This is a genomic window from Kastovskya adunca (assembly GCF_059505785.1).
In genome coordinates this window covers 209,250-226,411 of record NZ_JCACLG010000033.1, presented here as the reverse complement: position 1 = coordinate 226,411, position 17,162 = coordinate 209,250, and the positions used below count along the sequence as shown (strand labels likewise).

The window sequence follows — 17,162 nt, the reverse complement described above, 5'->3', positions numbered from 1 at the left end:
TGAGGATGTCATTCCCCTCATCGCCGTTGAGGACATCATTACCATTACCACCATTGAGGATGTCATTCCCCTCATCGCCGTTGAGGACATCATTACCATTACCACCATTAAGGATGTCATTCCCCTCATCGCCGTTGAGGACATCATTACCGTTGTCACCGTTTATAGTGTCGTTCCCGCCCTCACCAAATAATTGAGAGTCACCAAAGATTAAGTCGTTGCCGTTATCACCATTAAGTTTGTCATTTCCACCGCCACCGATAATGATGTCAACCCCATCGCCACCAGAGACGAAGTCGTCGCCATTAAGAGCAAACAAACCATCATCGCCAGCAAATCCAAAAATTTCATCGCTATCAAGAGTCCCAATGATCAGATCATTGCCAGATCCTCACCTTTCTTAGGCAACCTTCACTTTTAGTTCTTGGTTATTGGTCACTCATTATTCGCTGGTGACAGTTTGTGATTCATTGTTCCTGACTTCAAATAACGAACATCATCTCAATCTCGTTAATCGCCATGCAATGAAGTTAAAAATCTTTGTGGCTCAATTGTTATGCTCTGTTTTGCTTTCCCTTTGATCGCTGAAACCTTAGCGCCTATCAGTAATCATCTACTCGTCGATAGTGCCTCATTCAAAATTCGTCAGCCTTAGATTTAACCGCTTAAACGCTCCATGAAACGTAATTCCTTGTTGATGACCGCTCTTTTCACCCTTTCTCTGATCGGCTGTACAAACACTCCCAATGCTCAAAGCCGCATACAACCATCGCCTTCTGAAGCGGTGGGTGCTGTCCAGACGCAAACAGACCCTCTCGCTCAAGCACAAAGGCAGCCCAATATTAAGTTTGACGTGGAACGTCAGGCGGGGACTTGTCCCGACACCGTTGGACTTTGGATGTTCGTTCAGGGATTTGAAGGGGGTGCCGATCACACTGTTGTCGCCGATACGCAGGCGATCGCCTCTCAAAGCGCTAAGTTAGTAGTGAATCAGCCAAAACGCTTAGAATACGAAGCTCCGTTACGCAGCGAGTACGCTTCTTGTATCGGTCAGGCAAAATCTGACCAATTCCGCGCCTACAATTTCCAATTTGGCAATGGCAAGGTTCGTTTCCGCACGGATGTCGGTTGGTCGGATGGCTATACCGAAGTCTTGTATAAGGGCATATCTGCTTCTCGCCCCTATATCCACTGGCAAGCCACTGAGTAGTAGAAACTAAGATTGCTACTTTAGTTGAGGGTTGATTGCTAGATATGCCATCAACTCTCAACTAAACTTAACTATTCAATTGTCTTATTGGGCGCTAATCTGATTAGATTAAGTGATTATACGCATGTCAAGACGTTAACACCTCGATCTAGCAGATAGCAAAACAGGAGGGCAAGCTCGATGATTCAGTCTGCACAATCTAGACGGTTTAAGAAAAATTTGATGCTGTTTTCGGCGTTGATTTTTGGGGGATTGCTTCAAGGATTGTTGGTGCTTGCCCTCACCGCAAACTGGACTGGGGACGAGAGAGTTCAGGATTCAGCGTCTTACGTGATCGCGGCTCAAAATTCTTAGCAGGTCTGCTCGGTCGAAACCGTAATCCTACTTAAGGTGATTCTGTAACGTTCAGTGCGATCGCAAAACAGATCGCCCTTAGAATCACTGCATAGAAAAGCTAGCTTCGATTTCTCCAAGTGGTCGCAGTCCCCTTAACCAAAGGGGACTTTCCGAAGTGTTCAGAGTTTTTCCTCAAGGCTAGTTAAAGCTATCTAAATCGAGGGCTTTTGAGCCTCCCTGCTCTAGCTGTAGTAGAAGCTGACCGAGTTGTGACCAAACCAAGACGGCGATTAAAATGGTCATCGGCAAGGAGAGAGCATAAGACAGCCACATAGGGAATCCAAAAATCTCTAAGCCAGCCACTAGGAAGATAGAAATTCCCAGCACTATTCCTACAAATGGCACCAGTAACTGAACTCCCTGCATTTGAGCCAGGGTACGTGTCGAGCGACTTTTTACCCATTCCTGCACTTGTTGTTTGAGAGTGGCTTCAAAGGCTACACCAGAAGCAAGTCCAAAAAACAAACCAACAACAAGCAAAAAATAAGGCGGTTCTGGAAAGGTAAACACAAAGCACTCCTAATGTTGTTTGGGATATGGGCAGATTTTACATTGCTAAGTGCAATTCAATATTGTCCTAGCGTGCTTTGTATTAAGTAGGCAACTACGACGAGAGTACCCTTACTTGCCGATCAAAGCTGCAACTCCTTCCGTGGAGATTCCTGCTAGTGATCCGAGAGCAACATTAAACAGGCGTCCCGGTTTCAAATCATCCTTTACCAAGTTCCAGAGGCGTTCCACTTCAGCCGTATGCAAACGGTCATCTTCCGTTAGGGCTAGCAGTAATTGACGCCGTAGAAATTGCCCTTCTTCAGAGAGGAGATACTGCAAGGCAAGTTGAGCCGTGGGTAAGAGATCGAAGCTGCCGTCAGAACGAGCGATCGCCAGCATATTTTCCAGGCGCATCCACTGAAATCTGTCATCTTTAAATAGCACTTCAATCAGACGCCGACGCATTTCGGGTGATTCCCCTGTCAGTAAGCGTCGTGCTACATAAGGATAGGCAACTTCCACAATTTTGAAGTTGGGATTGAGGCTTAGTGCCAAACCTTCTTGGGTAATTAAGGAACGGATAATCAGGGCAAACTTTGCTGGAACCCGGAATGGATAATCATACATCAACTCCGAGAAGTGATCGGTAATCGTCTTCAAGTTGAAATTAGCCACACTTTCGCCCATCGCATCCCCTAAAACTGCTTCTAGGGCAGGGATAATCGGGTATATGTCTGTATTTGGGGTAAGAAAGCCGAGCTTAACAAAGTCTTCTGCCAGGTGACGGTAATCTTGGTTGATCAGGTGAACAATGGAACCTGCCAGAGTTTCTTTTGTGTACTGTTCAAGCTGATCCATCATACCGAAGTCGATGTAAGCCATCCGACCATCGGGAGTGGCAAACAAATTACCTGGATGAGGGTCAGCATGAAAAAAGCCAAACTCCAAAAGCTGACGTAAACCAGCCGTAACACCCGTTTCAATAATGGTGTCTATATCCAAACCCGCCGCCAAAATGCCAGCAACATCATTTAGTTTGTAGCCATTAATCCACTCTAGTGTCAGAACGCGAATACTACTGTAGCGCCAGTAGATTGCAGGGACTTTTACTGTCGGGTCATCGCGGAAGTTATTGCCAAACTTTTCGGCGTTGCGCCCTTCGTTGACGTAGTCAATTTCCTCAAATAACTTGATGCCAAATTCATCGACAATCAAGGTCAAATCATGCCCTAAATTGAGGGGAAGCCAAGGAGCAAGCCAGCTTGCTGCCCAACGCATCAAATACAGGTCTAGAGTGATAGTCGGCAGCAAGTTTGGTCGCTGCACTTTCACCGCTACTTCTTCACCCGTGTGCAAGACGGCTTTGTAAACCTGACCAAGGCTAGCCGCCGCAACAGGTTGGGGCGAGATCTGACGAAACAGTTGTCCGATAGATTGCCCTAGTTCCGCTTCAATAATCGATAGAGCAAGGGCACTAGAAAATGGTGGTAGCTGGTCTTGTAGCTTAATTAGCTCGTCTAAAAAGTCTTTGCGAATCAAGTCCGGGCGTGTAGAGAGGGCTTGACCAACTTTGATAAAGGTGGGGCCAAGGCGGATGAGCATCTGCCGCAGTTGAACAGCGCGTTTATACTTGTTTTCTTCAGCTCGGTTGAACCATTCATCCAACTTTAAGCCTAAGACAAATCTGATAAAGAACCAAAGAACAGTAAAAGTGCGTCGGATGACTAACCAGGGACGGTTGCGGTAATACTTCGCGATCGCTTCAGAGTCATAGCTCCGCAGTTTCTGTTCGCGTATCTCACTAGGAGAAATGAGTTGATACTGACTCACGCCTAATCTTGGCCTCTCGTTAAACTGATGACGTTATTTAAAGCAACCGACTATCCATAGCTCTGCTTTTGGATAGAACCCTTTGGGTTGAAATCTCTCACATTCTTTCGGTTGGAAGTCATCCCTTCAGGGTTTAGCTGAACTGGGTCAGCTTCTAATTCTTATTATTTCCTTAAATCTAGTATATAAAAATTTAAAAAAAACCCGTTTATTTTTACAAAACTTTGCCTAAAGTTAAACTGTATAAAAATTTTGTTAAAAGTGCAGATTTAGTGGTATAAAACGATCCCCTTCACTCAGCCTTGATCGATCAACAGCGATCGCCTGTCGGTTTTGGGCACTGGTTGAGGGTTGGTTGATTGAGGCGATCGCGTTGTCCCTTTAGCTGAGTAATAAGGGATGATGTCGTCAATAGCCTGGTGTGATGATCGCCTTATACGCCAGCAATTCCAAGCCAGAAATAGAGAAGTCTAACTGTTCCCATTGCTCGGCAGCAGGCTCCTGAAGCTGTCCAAAAGCTGATTCTGTAATCAAAACTTCATTGCGTTCCGCCAAATCTTCTCCTAGCTTTGCCGTTAAATTAAACTCGGAGCCATACATATCTTCCTCTTCGAGCATCAAAACATCTCCGTAGCCAATGCCAATACTCAGATAGATATCTTGTGAGTCAGGCAGCATTGTATTTACCGCCACTGCACGCTTGAGCAGATCACGAGCGCAATCCACCGCCGCTTGTACTTCAGGAAAGACGGCAAAGACGTTATCAGCTTCCTGTTTGACAATACTGCCACCATATTCTGCGATCGCTGGAGTAACAATTTCCTTCATACGATGAACCATCGCCAGGAAATGGATAATCCCGTAGCGGATGCTCGTCCGTGAAAAACCAGACATATCCAGCACAAAGAGTGCATGAGTTTGTTTGAAGGTGGCTTCGATTTGGCGATCGATCGCCTCACTCCGTTCTGGATGCTCGTTGCGTTCTTGCAGCAGTCGATTGAGTTCTAGACGGGTGTTCTTGTTTTTGTTCATAGAAGCTACAAAATTCATTAAAAAGTTTCCGGAACTAGCTATATCAGCCAGTGAAAACAAAGAGTAGTAGATACACCCTGATAATTGCCCCTAGCTCATCGCCAGGGGCTTTTTTTCTTTGAAGCACCACTCACCGCCCGCCGACAGACTGAAATCTGCGGCTACATTACGCTTGACTAACGACGGATAGAGACTTCGCTTCTAGATTTTCCAGGCGGCTTTTGAGTTCTTGGTTTTCTGTTTTGAGCTGATCCAGTTCTTCCCGGAGCTGCTTAACGGCTTGATCTGAACCAACATGCTTCTGGACTTCCTGGATTGATTCTTCCGCAATGCGGCGGACACGTCCATCGGGAGTTTGATCAGCAAGCGATCGCAACACGCCAATTGCCTTGGCTGTCTCCATTTGCCCCAAAGCCGAAGCCACCGCCACTTGCGTTAGGAAGAAGGGTTCCCCGGAAAGTTCTTCCAGTTGTTCCAAAATCCACTCAATATTATTCGGGGTTTGACCCGTCGAAATCGTGCCTAATGCCCGAATTGCCATTAACCGTAAAGCTTGCGGGACACTCACAGTGGTATATTCCAGAATCACTTCTAATGCAATTGAGGAAGTCTTCATCTGACTCAAACCACCAATGGCACCGCCGCGCACCACTTCATTCCAGCCAATCTTTTCTCTGAGGACACCAGTTAGCAACTGGAGAACTTCATCCTCTTTCTGCTTGAGGTTACCTGACACCAAGCCTCCCAATGCCCTAGCCGCAGACGCTTCTACGTAGTAGCTGGCATCGCCTTTTTCGACCACCTGCTTCAAGGCATCATAGCTGACAGTCGTCTTAATACTACTGAGGGCTTCCACCACCGCACGACGGACGCGGGCGTCTTCATCTTTTAACCCAGCAATTAAAGCAGGCGTTACCTGATCGAGTTTGATCGAGGCGAGTTGCTTTGCCACTTCCACCCGAACGCCCCAAAAAGCATCGCTCGTCAGGGATTCAGACAGTGCTTTGACAGCCTCTAATCCTCCCTTCTTCGCCAATGCCTTTGCCCCATAGATGCGGGAAATTGGGTTAGGGTCAGATTTTAGCTGTGCCTTTAGTTCCGGTGTGGGGTACTCTAGGACGACAGTTTTTAGATAGCTGTTCTCGTAGTCAAAGCTAATCAACTGAGGCTTTTTCTCTAGAGGGAAGTAGAAACTTTGCTCCCGTTCATGTATCCGTAGAGTGAAAGTTTTTAGCTCCGGAGAAGTACCGTCTTGCGTAAAACCGAAAGCAATGGGAATTTTTAGGTCAAAGAGTCCAATATTGCTGCCATTTTTACTGTCTTTGGCTTGTGTTTGAGTGACGGTTACTTTCGCTAAATGACTATCAGCATCCCAAGCATAGGCAACTTTGTAATCGGGATGACCGCCTCGGAAGACGTATTGATCGAAGAGGAAGAGAAGATTGCGCCCTGTCGCTTTTTCAATTGCCCTTAATAAATCAACGGTTTCTACTGTGTTGTGGGCATTATCTTGCACAAAGGTGTGGATTGCCTTCCAGAACAACTCATCGCCTAATTCCGCCCGGATCATGTGATAGACACAGGCTCCTTTTTCGTAAAGGTGGCGATCGTACAGTTCGATTGCTTCCCGATAGATATTGGTAACAATGGGACGGCGATAGCGGGAAGTGTCCTCTGCTAAATAACTACGTGCTTCATTCAAGAGGTAGTAGGCGGCATCGTCTTTGCCGTACTCCTCTTCTGTCCAAAACACCTCAGTATAGGACGCCATCCCTTCTTTAATCCAAGCGTGAGACCAGTGCTTGATGACGACTAAGTCACCGAACCACTGGTGGGCGAGTTCGTGAACAACAAGACTCTCGGTGCGCTGATTATCCAAAGCTGCGCGTTCGTCCAGCAAGCAGCGATCAGTTAGCAGGGTGGTGGAGGTGTTTTCCATCCCTCCAAAGATGAAGTCATCAACGCAGACTTGGGCGTATTTAGGATAGGGGTAAGGATAGCCAAACTTCTCGCTGAGGAATTCCATCATCTGAGGCGTTTTGCCCATGCTGCGACGAGCCTCTTCTTCCCGCAGTTTTTCGACGTAGTAGGTGACGGGTTTGCCGTTCCACTCATCTTTGATTTCCGCAAAGTCACCCACAGCTAGGGTCATTAAATAGGTGGGATGAACTTGCTGCTGCAACCAATGATAAATTCTGTCATCCCCAGCCTCTTCAGTAGCGATCAGTTCGCCGTTGGAGATTGCAATAAAGGGTTTGGGGACTTTAACCCGGATTTCTGAAGTAGCTAATTGTCCGGGATAGTCGAAGCAGGGGAACCAGAAGCGAGAGTCTTCATCTTCGCCTTGCGTCCAAACTTGGGTAGGTTTGTTGGGGTAATGTTCGTTAGGAGTGATGAAGTAAAGACCACGTTGAGGTTTTTCGACATGGTAGGCGATCGCTACCTTAATTTCTTTTTCGGCTTCTGTGGGGTTCTGTAGCTGAATATGCAGTTGTTCCCCATCATGGTCAAATTGCTGAGGCGTTTCCTCCACCTCCACGGAATCAATGGTTAAACTCACCGCATCTAGGGTAAATTGTTTGATGCCGTTACGTACTGGCATCAAGGTAATGGTGCAGGTTCCACTGAAACTCTGGTTAGGAATATCTAGAGTTAAATCTAGGAAAATGTGTCGGACTTGTCCAGGGCGATCGGGGTTGTAATGGGGTTTTGCCCCTGGCAATTCAAAGGATCTGTGACCGTTATTATCAGTATCAAAATAGGACTGTGGCATCGAAAATTTAAACCTTATATCGTTGATCCAGTTCCAACCCATTAGTAGGTATTCTTTCAGCGTACCGCGACTTTCTCAGTGCATCAGCTCAGAGAAAGGGGTGTTTTTGGGGCAAAGACAGGGTTGGAGTTGACAAACCCCAGACTACACGGAGGAGGAACAACAGAGGGTTGTCCTCTGTTTCTGAATTTTGAGTTTGCCAGAATGTCACAATGGGTCTAAATAGTATTGCCACCAATGGCAAGTCAATTTAAGCTCAAAGGCTGAAGCTCATAGCCTGTGTTCGGCGTAGCCGTTCTCGAAGAGTAGGCAAGCTTTGTACCTGTAGCCCCAGACTTCTAATCTGTGAGCTTTATCGCAAATTGCCACTAGTAATTAAACTAACTTGAGCGATCAAACTTTATGACGACTGCTGTAAACACTACTCCTCGCCTCTCTTCTCGGATAGTAAATGGCTTACTCTCAATTAAGCCTTTGGCAGACTTTGCCAAGCATAAAGCTCGTAACATGATGATTCAACGAGCGGAGAAAATTGGCGTACCTTGGACGCAACAGGTGCAGGAGTTACGGACTCTTGATTGGGATTCCCAGCTTCAGTTGGTGGAGAATCCGCAACTCGTCTACCCAGACTATTATGTGCGCTCATTCCATGCTTACGAAAAGGGCAATCTAAGCTGGGATGCGGCGTTGGAGGTAGAAGTTGCTGCTCATGCGGTTCACGCAGGGATTTGGCCCGGTGCGGGTGCTGATGGCGATCGCCAGCTTCGCCAGAGTTACCATGAGGTTCTCAAGGCCAATCTGCCCCAAGACCCCCAAGATATTGTTGATTTGGGATGCAGTGTCGGCATGAGTACTTTTTCTTTCCAGAAAACCTATCCGCAGGCAAAGCTAACAGGTGTAGATTTGTCGCCTTACTTTCTCGCTGTGGCTCATTACCGCACTCAGCAACGCCAATCTGAAGCAACTCAACCCTCTCCCCAATGGGTACATGCAGCGGCTGAAGCAACAAGTTTACCGGACGCTTCCTACGACTTGGTTTCGGCTTGCTTGATGTTCCATGAATTGCCCCAAGACGCCACTCGACAAATTTTTCGGGAAGCACGGCGTCTGCTGCGTCCCGGCGGTCATTTGGCAATTATGGACATGAATCCTCAGTCGGAAATTTATGGCAAGATGCCTCCCTACATCCTGACCTTGCTGAAGAGTACGGAGCCGTATCTGGATGAGTATTTCACCCTTGATATCGAGCAAGCAATGATGGATGCCGGATTTGAGCAACCGACGATTACAACTAACACTCCTCGCCATCGCACAATCATTGCACGGGCAAATTAGGTTAATTCTCTAGGAATAGGGTAGTTCCGTATCTGCTACAATGCCTCGGCGATCGCGTTGGGGCATTAATACTTCTTACCTCCCGAAACACCGAGCTGCCTTACCCCAGTTGAATTCTCACTGTCTGTACACCTGCTTCCACACTTACTTCCACTACCTGCGGTGACTTGTCTTTAGGCAGCACGCTAATATCACCACTGCTCTCTAAACGGGCAATTTTAACCTGTGAGGGGTCGCTCAGTTTTCCTGTCAAACGCAGAGTCGCATCTAAATCACCTTGGCTAATGTGGCTGTATCCCATTGCTTGTCGATGCAATTGACCATCTTGAATTAGCACGCGGGAGCGTCCTTTAAGCAAGGTGTCAAAGTATTCAAAACGAACAGCGATCGCATTAAACAACCAGTGCATTCCTACTAGTCCTGCTACCGCTGCCAAGGTGGAAAAAAAGGGTGCAGAGCCATTGATCGTCCGACTCAAAGTAGAACCTAAAATAACTGTCAAAAGAACATCAATTGCCGCATGTTTACCAATGAAACGGCGATCGCCCACCAGCCTAATTAAAGCAACAGCAAAGCCATAAACTATTACTGCTCGTAACCCTATCTGCCAGAAGCTGCGTTCCTGCGGACTGATACTGATTCCCAGCAGCCAGTCGAGTATATCTCCGAATCCTTCAAGCATTAAACTTTCTCCTTCCTTGACGAACCGACTTTATTCTTTTCTAGTAGTCGGTGCGCTTTTCAACATTCGCTTGGCTTTAATGCAGTACAACATCATCAATTAACGTTTCATCATCTAAGCTAGTCGCTCGATTTGTTGTTTGCATTGACGCCACTGCATCCCAAGTCCAACCGTCGTTTTGAATCAATGCCAGCAGCAACCGTCGCCGTAGAGTTAAATGCTTCGTGGCGGCAAAAAATTCCTGGTCGCTAACCGTGGGAATCCCTTCCTTCCGTAGTGGTTCTAGAGAAGGAAGCGGTGGATTTTCTGAGGCAGCTTCGATATAAGCTGACCGGATTGTTTTTATAAAGGCAGCATTGGAACGGCGCAGGGGACCAACAGCAGCGGGATCGAGTTGATGAGGCTCTTTAACTCCATATTGCAGCAGAGTCAGTGCCTCATCAAGAACGACGAAGCTTTGCACCATCACTCTTGAGCGCTCAATACCATGAAAGTAATGGAGGATTGGGTAAGCTAGGTGGCTTTCTCCTTGGAGGGTGATTTGAGACGTTAGGTTAATTAAATGTTGGTCAAACTGCCCAAAATCCTTTCCATTCCAAGCTCTAATCAGAATATCTTCAGCAGTGCCGCCTAATGAGGAGATATAAACAGCGAGTTGGCGTTTCTGGGTGGCGGCGGAAACGACAGGCAACAAATAAGCGATCGCCAAAGTTACTAAGAAAAATCCATTAGCCGCGGCAACGGCGGTGGCAATTTGCCAAACCACTCCTTGGGGCTGATAATCACCCAGCCCCAAAGTTGATAGGGTATACCCGACAAAGTAAATTCTTTCCACAATTCCTGCTGGCTGCTGAGTTGTAGCCTTCACTACAGCAGACTCAGTAGCACTAAACAGTAACACCCATCCTACCCAGGTCAGTCCAAACCACAAGAGTGCTGTCTGAGTCACTATGATCCAGCTAGTAACTAGTAAAAGCCGATGACTAGAACGCTGGCGATGAATCCGCAGTGCTACTTCCCACAGCCCCTTCGACACTCGGCTTGTTAGAGGACCACCACCACCACCCACCGTTAGGGTAGTCACAAGGACATCAATTGCCACTACCAAAAGAATTAACAGTCCTAAAATAACCGAGCCAAGTGTCATTACAGAAGTCTAAAGTGATGAAATCCTCCCAACGATACTTCAAGCAAATGTTGAAAAACCTGTATCGGGAGGGATATCCTGAAGGCGTCCGGAACCAACAGCTTGCACCGCTTCTTTGAGAGAGACATCCCCGGTATACAAAGCACGACCGACAATTACTCCCGTAATCCCTAAGCGTTCCAAAGCCAGCAGACTGAGCAAGTCTGTAATCGAACTAATCCCGCCAGAAGCGATGACAGGAATGGAGATCTTACTCGCCAGTTCCCGGAGGGCGTCCAGATTTGGTCCGCTCAAGGTGCCATCGCGGTGAATATCGGTATAAATAATTCCGGCTGCGCCGTACTTTGCCATCTGCTGGGCAAGGTCTGTTGCATTGACGCTGGATGTTTCTAGCCACCCGCGAGTGGCAACTTGTCCGTTGCGGGCATCAATACCGACGAAGATGTTACCTGGAAACTCCTGACACAACTCCTGTACAAGTTGCGGTTGTTCTACCGCAACGGTGCCGAGAATTACCTGACTGACGCCGCTATCTAAAAGTTGAGCAACGCTGATGCGATCGCGCAATCCTCCCCCCACCTGAATCGGCACGGAAACCGCCTGTACAATTGCCGCGATCGCTTGCTGGTTAACGACTTTTCCAGCTTTTGCCCCATCCAAGTCAACTACATGTAGCCGCGACGCACCTTGGTCTACCCACTGTCTGGCGACTTCTACAGGGTTATCATTAAACACTTGCGATCGCGCATAGTCTCCCTGATACAGCCGCACGCATCGCCCTTCAAGTAAATCAATTGCCGGAATAACATCCATAGATTCAGTTGTCCGTAGTCAGTTATTAGTGGTAACTCAAAGCCATTTCATCAATGACTGCAAGGTAAAGATAGGTTACATGAGCAACTAGCAAACAACAAAGAGATTTATCCCAGTCTCCGTTCATCGCAGCTTAAGCGCTAGCATAAAACATGAGTCAGTAGACTGGCGAAATACAAGCAAACGGAGCATTCAAGTTATGGTAGAACGTCCTATAAAGAAATCCGAGCGTCAGGCTGATGCTCCATCAAGCAAGAGTGATCGCCCTACCGAAGAGCGCCTTGACTCAACCCCCCGACGAGCGTTCCAGAAAACAGATAGATCAAAGGGAAGAGGTAAAGGTAATCAAGAGGATTCGCGTCCAAGTAATGTGAATCCAGCCTTGGTGCGGGGAAAGAAACCGACAAAACCCAAACCGCCAGTACTAGAAGAGACGCCTGAGCCAACAGCTGAGGATGCTGTTACCGAAACTTCTCCAGAAACGACAGCTGAGCCAACCACGGAGGATGCTGTTACTGAAAATTCTCCAGAAACGACGGCTGTGGAATAGGAATTAGTTCATTCCCCATTCCCAATCACTGCACTTTTGGAATTGGCGATCGCTACTTCCTTTATTGTTCAACTACCCTGCCTGAAGACAGACAGGGTTTTTTGGAAAAATTCTGATGACGTACACAAAAACCTTCACTACTTGGCTACTACTTGCCTTAGGCTTGATGGGCTTGGCGTCCTGCACCACTGCCTCTCCCAACCTCAACAGCTCCGGTAATGAGAACGCTCCGGCATCAACAACAGCCGACGATGCTAATCAGACCGAAACAGCATCGGCAACAGCAGATTCTGGCGATCGCGCCTGTACCCTAGTTGAAGATAACGCTAGTCCCCAAGGTCAGGTAGAAGTAAGGGCAGAAGAAGTTGTTTCTGGTCTAGAAGTGCCTTGGGGTATTCTCTTTCTATCAGAAGGAGATATGTTAGTCACCGAACGAGCGGGACAAATTCGGTTAGTGCGAGATGGGCAACTGCAAACTCAGCCCGTTGCTACCGTTGCCGTGACAGATCGCGGAGAAGGGGGGTTGCTAGGCATCGCCGCTCATCCCGACTTTACCCAAAATCGACTTTTTTACCTGTACTACACCGCCGATCAAAACGGGACACCCATCAATCGGGTCGAGCAGTGGCAGCTATCACCGGACGGACAGAGCGCCTCGCCCAACAAAATCATTCTTGACAATATCCCCGTCGCCCAATTCCACAATGGTGGTCGCATCCGCTTTGGGCCCGATGGAATGCTCTACATCGGTACTGGCGATGCTAGAGATCCACAACTTGCCCAGAATGTCGATAGTCTTGCGGGAAAAATTCTGCGCGTCACACCAGAGGGACAAGTTCCAGACGATAACCCCTTTCCCGGCAACCCCGCTTTCATTACAGGCATTCGTAACACTCAAGGATTTGATTGGTTCAACGACTCCATACTCTGGATAACCGATCACGGTCCCAGTGGCGAACTGGGCAGAACCGGGCACGATGAAGTCAGTGTTGCTCGTGCAGGCGATAACCTTGGCTGGCCCACCATTTACGGCTGCCAAACCCAGCCAGGATTAATTCCCCCTTCTCTTGCCTGGCGCGAAGCCTTGCCTCCGGGTGGAGCAACCATCTACACAGGAAATTCTATCCCAGAGTGGCAGGGTAGCCTGATAGTCAGTGGCTTGGGAGCCAGACATCTACATCGTGTTACTTTTGATCCAGCATCTCCTTACCGAGTTCAAAGTCATGAAGTATACTTGCAGGGCGAACTCGGTCGCCTCAGAGAAGCGATTATGGGGCCAGATGGCGAACTTTACGTCACAACCAGCAACTGCGATGGACGCGGAAGCTGTCCCCCAGACAAGGACAAAATTTATCGCATCACTAGCAACCCTGGATAAGTAATTACCCGGCTTCTAAAGTCTACGGTTAGGCAACTACAGACGCGTTATAAGCCATTCTCAAATAGTACTTCTGCATAGAATCAAGTGCCCTAGTTGAATATTCCAGATCAGTGCTATTTTGATTCGTTAGCGACCACTATCGCATTTTCAACCTGTAGAAGTAGCTGGAGATTAATGCTAGCAAACCAGGAGCAGCAAGCCATAACCAGAAACCCGGAAGCAGCTTATTTAGTGCTAGTTCACTAAAGGGATTACTACCATTAGGTAATCTTAACCAAAACGCTGATACTGTTCCTAGAAAACCCAAAGTAATCGCAATAAGTGCAACAATTGCCGAAAACTTATCTTGTTGTCGAGCAAAGAAGATACAACATAGCCAATAAGCTGGATTAGCCAGCCAACCGACTGCTGGAATTTGAAGAAAAATTAACCCAAATATTCCAGCAATAGTCAGCTCAATGCCTTTCACCTCATAGATATTATCAGGATATCCATAAGCATTAAGTTCACCTGTAGGTAAATTCGCTCCAGAAGCACCCGGCTTAGGAACAATATCAAAAAGAAGACAAGGTAAGCTAAGCGCTATTCCGTATAGTAAAAGTAACAATCCCAGAAACGCTATCCTGTACTTCACCGCCTACACTCCTCCATTCAACACCTATAGTTTTCTGTTGGTTCAATCCTTTAGAGACTGGAGCAACTGGCTAGGACGTGCCATCTTTACATCAAGATAAAGATCTGGATGATGAACGAACATGTAGTGTTCGTACTCATACCAATTCATCTCCCCTTTTCTTTGTTACAAATTTGGCAAATTACCTAACTACGATTAATAACTTATCTCTCCGGCTGTAACTCATTTAAGATCGTGAAGCGTACATGATTAATCGCCAGTTCTCCAATAGAAGCCGTTTCTTTTTTCACAGGAATTCCGTGGCTTCTAAGAGTTTCAAAAGGAATGCTTTTACCAATTTCTATGTGATACCAGGATAATCCCATAAAGAATCGATTGGGGTAGGGACCACCTTCAACAGTGTCGTCAGGATTTGACTCCATCGGTAGCCAACCGAAGCCAGGGATAAAAAATTCCATCCAAACATGATTAAAATCTGGTTCTAAAGGCACGCCTAGTTTATCGGGGTGGGCGGGACATTTGTAGCGCCCAACTGTCCGGCAAGCAATACCATTTAAGCGCCCAAATGCCAGTAAGAGTCCTAGATATTCGCCGCAGGAACCAACGCCGCGTTCTAAAACAACATCCGGGGTATCAATATGGGGCTTAATACCGTAGGACAGTTTGTCATAGACATAGTTGCGAATACTGTAGATTTTTCGCAGTGGATTCGTCTCACTACCTATGGCTTCCTTAGCCGCATCGCGGATGATACTGGTATCCATCGCCAATTGGTCATTATCCACCAAGTAACGAGATTGAAAATCGGCTGAGAGTTCGGGGATATTTTCTACATCTCTAGGGGTTAAGCGATATTTGATACTCCAGACTTCAAGTAAGGCTTTCCAGCCAAACAGATGACGTTCGCCTGCTTTGAGAGTGTCGAATTTAAAGACAGCAACTCGTTGACCGTCTTGGACTTCTTCGCTAAAAGGTCGTCCTACAGCTTCAATTTTTCTGAGTTTCTGTCGGTCGGTTTCTGCTGGTAAGGCAATGCGCCATTCTATGTTTTCCAGTTCTACATCTTCGAGGGGGGAAAGTTCCTCCACGTAGGACATCTCAATTAAATATCCATTGGAGAGGGTATAGCGCTGCTGAGGATCGTAGTGGAAGTAGAGGGGATGAATGAAAGTGCGATCGCGATATTGTAATTCATAGTTGGGTTCTGCATTTGGGTTATCCCGGATGTAGGGTTCCTCATCTGCATACGCTACAAAAAGAATCTCTTCCCCTGTTTGGGGATCGGTATAAAAGGCTAATCCAGTCGGCGATTCAAAGGGTGTCAAAACACTATATTGAATTTCTCCAGTTGCCCGATCTAGGCAGTAAACTGTTTGTTCAGTAGTATCTGAAACCCAAAGCTCTTCGCCGCGCACTGTGATATTCTCTACACCCACACCAGGGGCATACAAGCGCGTAATTTCACGAGCCGTGCTTTGGCTAAAAATTAGAATATATCCAGCTTTTTGACAGGTCACATAAATGGTGGAGTCTTTAACAGCTACCCCATCGACTAGATAGGGTAACGTGACAAAGTGCTGGGGTGACAAGCTACCGTTTAGCTTACAAAAGTAAACGCTGTTGTGTTGCGTTAGCCAGAGGGTATCTCCCGCTATGGCTAAACCACTGGCATCAAGAAAGTCTAACTCCCGCTCCGGATTTAAAATAGTTGTGTTATCGCTATAGGGATCAATTTGCAATAGGTAGCCGCTGGTAGCATCAATCGCTAGCAGTTTTTCTTGGTAAAACGCTATACCCTTTAAAGCAGAGGCACTGATGGGTCGGATCGTGCGTAACCAGGGATGGCGTTTCGAGGAGCGTGATGAAACAGAATCAGGAATCATGCTTAGTCCAGGTGAAGAATAGATTGGCTCGTCGATTGATAACTTGGGTTACTAGTGCTGCCGGCAATGTTGTAAATTCCTTTAACTTGCTGTCAGGACAGATACTCTTCCTTAAGGTTGATCTTATAAAGTTGTTGCATAGTTAGTGGAACTCTAGCTTTTGTTCTGCCATCTTTAATAAAAACCCGCTCTACCAGAAAATAGTTTTATCATGGCTTGCATTAATCGTTCAGCATGTTTCGTAACCTCGGCAGTGACTCTGGCACTGGGACTAGGAATGAATATTTCAGTCGGGGCGCAGACTCCTGCTGAGGTGCAGGCTCCGGTGTTTGCTCCCTCTCTTAGTCGTCGCTTACCGAACCAATGGGAGTTTACCCCCCCCAGACGAGGAACTCCCGGCAATACAGAAGGAGGAGCAACGCGCAGCCCTCAGCAGTGTGTTCAGGGAAAGAAGATGCTGACTGCCTTGGTGCCAGCGTCTGGCGGAGGAGAGACAATTAGCGCCTATCCAACATTTTTCTGGTATCAGCCTGAAACCTCGGCAAAATCCGTAGAGTTTGTGCTGCGGGATAGTAGAGGGCAAGAGGTTTATTCTACTCAGTATGCGATCGCTGGTAAGAAAGGCATCATGAGTCTAGAATTACCCGCTTTTGCTACCATGTCCCCGCTAGCGGTCGATCAAGAATATTACTGGCAACTGGCATTAATTTGCGATCCGTTTGATCGCTCAGCCGATTATCTCGTGGAGGGCTGGCTACAGCGAGTAGAAGCAAATCCTCTATTGGCGACACATACTAAGATGGCAAATCATCAAGACCGGGTTGCCATTTATGCCAATGAGCGGCTTTGGTATGAAACGCTGTCGGAATTAGTTGCACTTCGCCGTCAGCGTCCGAATGATGTCGCTTTAGCCGATGCTTGGGCAAAACTGCTCAATTCGGCAGGACTAGACATGATCTCCGAAGAGCCTTTATTTCAGGGTGCTGCAAGGACAAACAATTAAT

General features: G+C 47.2%; 16 protein-coding genes. 6 read left to right on the top strand and 10 right to left on the bottom strand.

Annotated elements, in window-relative coordinates; genetic code table 11:
- On the bottom strand, window positions 1–346 hold a 346-nt coding region (locus AC5JR3_RS13880; RefSeq protein WP_495846992.1), incomplete at its 3' end, for a calcium-binding protein.
- Between the two features lie 330 nt (window positions 347–676).
- Between AC5JR3_RS13880 and AC5JR3_RS13875 the strand changes: the two genes are divergently transcribed.
- A complete protein-coding gene (locus AC5JR3_RS13875; RefSeq protein WP_495846909.1) occupies window positions 677–1,210 on the top strand; it encodes a hypothetical protein in 534 nt (177 codons plus the stop codon).
- Between the two features lie 180 nt (window positions 1,211–1,390).
- Window positions 1,391–1,564 carry a hypothetical protein gene (locus tag AC5JR3_RS13870; protein ID WP_495846907.1) on the top strand — a complete coding sequence of 58 codons (174 nt, stop codon included), beginning with the start codon at window positions 1,391–1,393 and terminating at the stop codon, window positions 1,562–1,564.
- A gap of 180 nt (window positions 1,565–1,744) precedes the next feature.
- Here AC5JR3_RS13870 and AC5JR3_RS13865 read toward each other — a convergent pair whose 3' ends face one another.
- The 4 genes from AC5JR3_RS13865 to AC5JR3_RS13850 all read right to left on the bottom strand — a co-directional run bounded on the left by AC5JR3_RS13865 (window position 1,745) and on the right by AC5JR3_RS13850 (window position 7,733).
- The gene (locus tag AC5JR3_RS13865) at window positions 1,745–2,116 is read right to left on the bottom strand and encodes a hypothetical protein (protein WP_495846905.1); all 372 of its coding nucleotides are present in this window, start codon (window positions 2,114–2,116) and stop codon (window positions 1,745–1,747) included.
- Window positions 2,117–2,227: 111 nt separating this feature from the next.
- Window positions 2,228–3,928, bottom strand: coding sequence for an ABC1 kinase family protein (locus tag AC5JR3_RS13860; protein ID WP_495846903.1), 1,701 nt, complete (start codon window positions 3,926–3,928; stop codon window positions 2,228–2,230).
- A gap of 408 nt (window positions 3,929–4,336) precedes the next feature.
- Window positions 4,337–4,960 (bottom strand): adenylate/guanylate cyclase domain-containing protein, encoded by a 624-nt coding sequence (locus tag AC5JR3_RS13855; RefSeq protein ID WP_495846901.1) that lies wholly within the window; start codon window positions 4,958–4,960, stop codon window positions 4,337–4,339.
- A gap of 166 nt (window positions 4,961–5,126) precedes the next feature.
- Entirely contained in the window at window positions 5,127–7,733 is a 2,607-nt protein-coding gene (locus tag AC5JR3_RS13850) for a M1 family aminopeptidase (protein WP_495846899.1), read from the bottom strand.
- 402 nt (window positions 7,734–8,135) lie between these two features.
- Here AC5JR3_RS13850 and AC5JR3_RS13845 point away from each other — a divergent pair, with 402 nt between their 5' ends.
- Complete coding sequence (locus tag AC5JR3_RS13845) at window positions 8,136–9,068, top strand: class I SAM-dependent methyltransferase (RefSeq protein WP_495846898.1); 933 nt, start codon at window positions 8,136–8,138, stop codon at window positions 9,066–9,068.
- A gap of 100 nt (window positions 9,069–9,168) precedes the next feature.
- On the opposite strand, the gene AC5JR3_RS13840 is transcribed toward AC5JR3_RS13845, so the two are convergent.
- From AC5JR3_RS13840 to hisA, 3 genes are all read right to left on the bottom strand, one after another.
- Window positions 9,169–9,750, bottom strand: coding sequence for a DUF421 domain-containing protein (locus AC5JR3_RS13840; RefSeq protein WP_495846896.1), 582 nt, complete (start codon window positions 9,748–9,750; stop codon window positions 9,169–9,171).
- Between the two features lie 76 nt (window positions 9,751–9,826).
- Window positions 9,827–10,897: an ion channel gene (locus AC5JR3_RS13835; protein WP_495846894.1), complete on the bottom strand. Its 1,071-nt coding sequence runs from the start codon at window positions 10,895–10,897 to the stop codon at window positions 9,827–9,829.
- Between the two features lie 39 nt (window positions 10,898–10,936).
- A complete protein-coding gene (gene hisA, locus AC5JR3_RS13830; RefSeq protein ID WP_495846892.1) occupies window positions 10,937–11,710 on the bottom strand; it encodes a 1-(5-phosphoribosyl)-5-[(5-phosphoribosylamino)methylideneamino]imidazole-4-carboxamide isomerase in 774 nt (257 codons plus the stop codon).
- Window positions 11,711–11,909: 199 nt separating this feature from the next.
- Here hisA and AC5JR3_RS13825 point away from each other — a divergent pair, with 199 nt between their 5' ends.
- Complete coding sequence (locus AC5JR3_RS13825; protein WP_495846890.1) at window positions 11,910–12,260, top strand: hypothetical protein; 351 nt, start codon at window positions 11,910–11,912, stop codon at window positions 12,258–12,260.
- Between the two features lie 115 nt (window positions 12,261–12,375).
- Window positions 12,376–13,638, top strand: coding sequence for a PQQ-dependent sugar dehydrogenase (locus AC5JR3_RS13820; RefSeq protein ID WP_495846888.1), 1,263 nt, complete (start codon window positions 12,376–12,378; stop codon window positions 13,636–13,638).
- A gap of 139 nt (window positions 13,639–13,777) precedes the next feature.
- Here AC5JR3_RS13820 and AC5JR3_RS13815 read toward each other — a convergent pair whose 3' ends face one another.
- Window positions 13,778–14,275: a hypothetical protein gene (locus AC5JR3_RS13815; RefSeq protein ID WP_495846886.1), complete on the bottom strand. Its 498-nt coding sequence runs from the start codon at window positions 14,273–14,275 to the stop codon at window positions 13,778–13,780.
- A 203-nt stretch (window positions 14,276–14,478) separates the two neighbouring features.
- Entirely contained in the window at window positions 14,479–16,158 is a 1,680-nt protein-coding gene (locus AC5JR3_RS13810; protein WP_495846884.1) for a transglutaminase domain-containing protein, read from the bottom strand.
- A gap of 277 nt (window positions 16,159–16,435) precedes the next feature.
- Between AC5JR3_RS13810 and AC5JR3_RS13805 the strand changes: the two genes are divergently transcribed.
- A complete protein-coding gene (locus AC5JR3_RS13805) occupies window positions 16,436–17,161 on the top strand; it encodes a DUF928 domain-containing protein (RefSeq protein ID WP_495846882.1) in 726 nt (241 codons plus the stop codon).
- Window position 17,162: the final 1 nt, after the last annotated feature.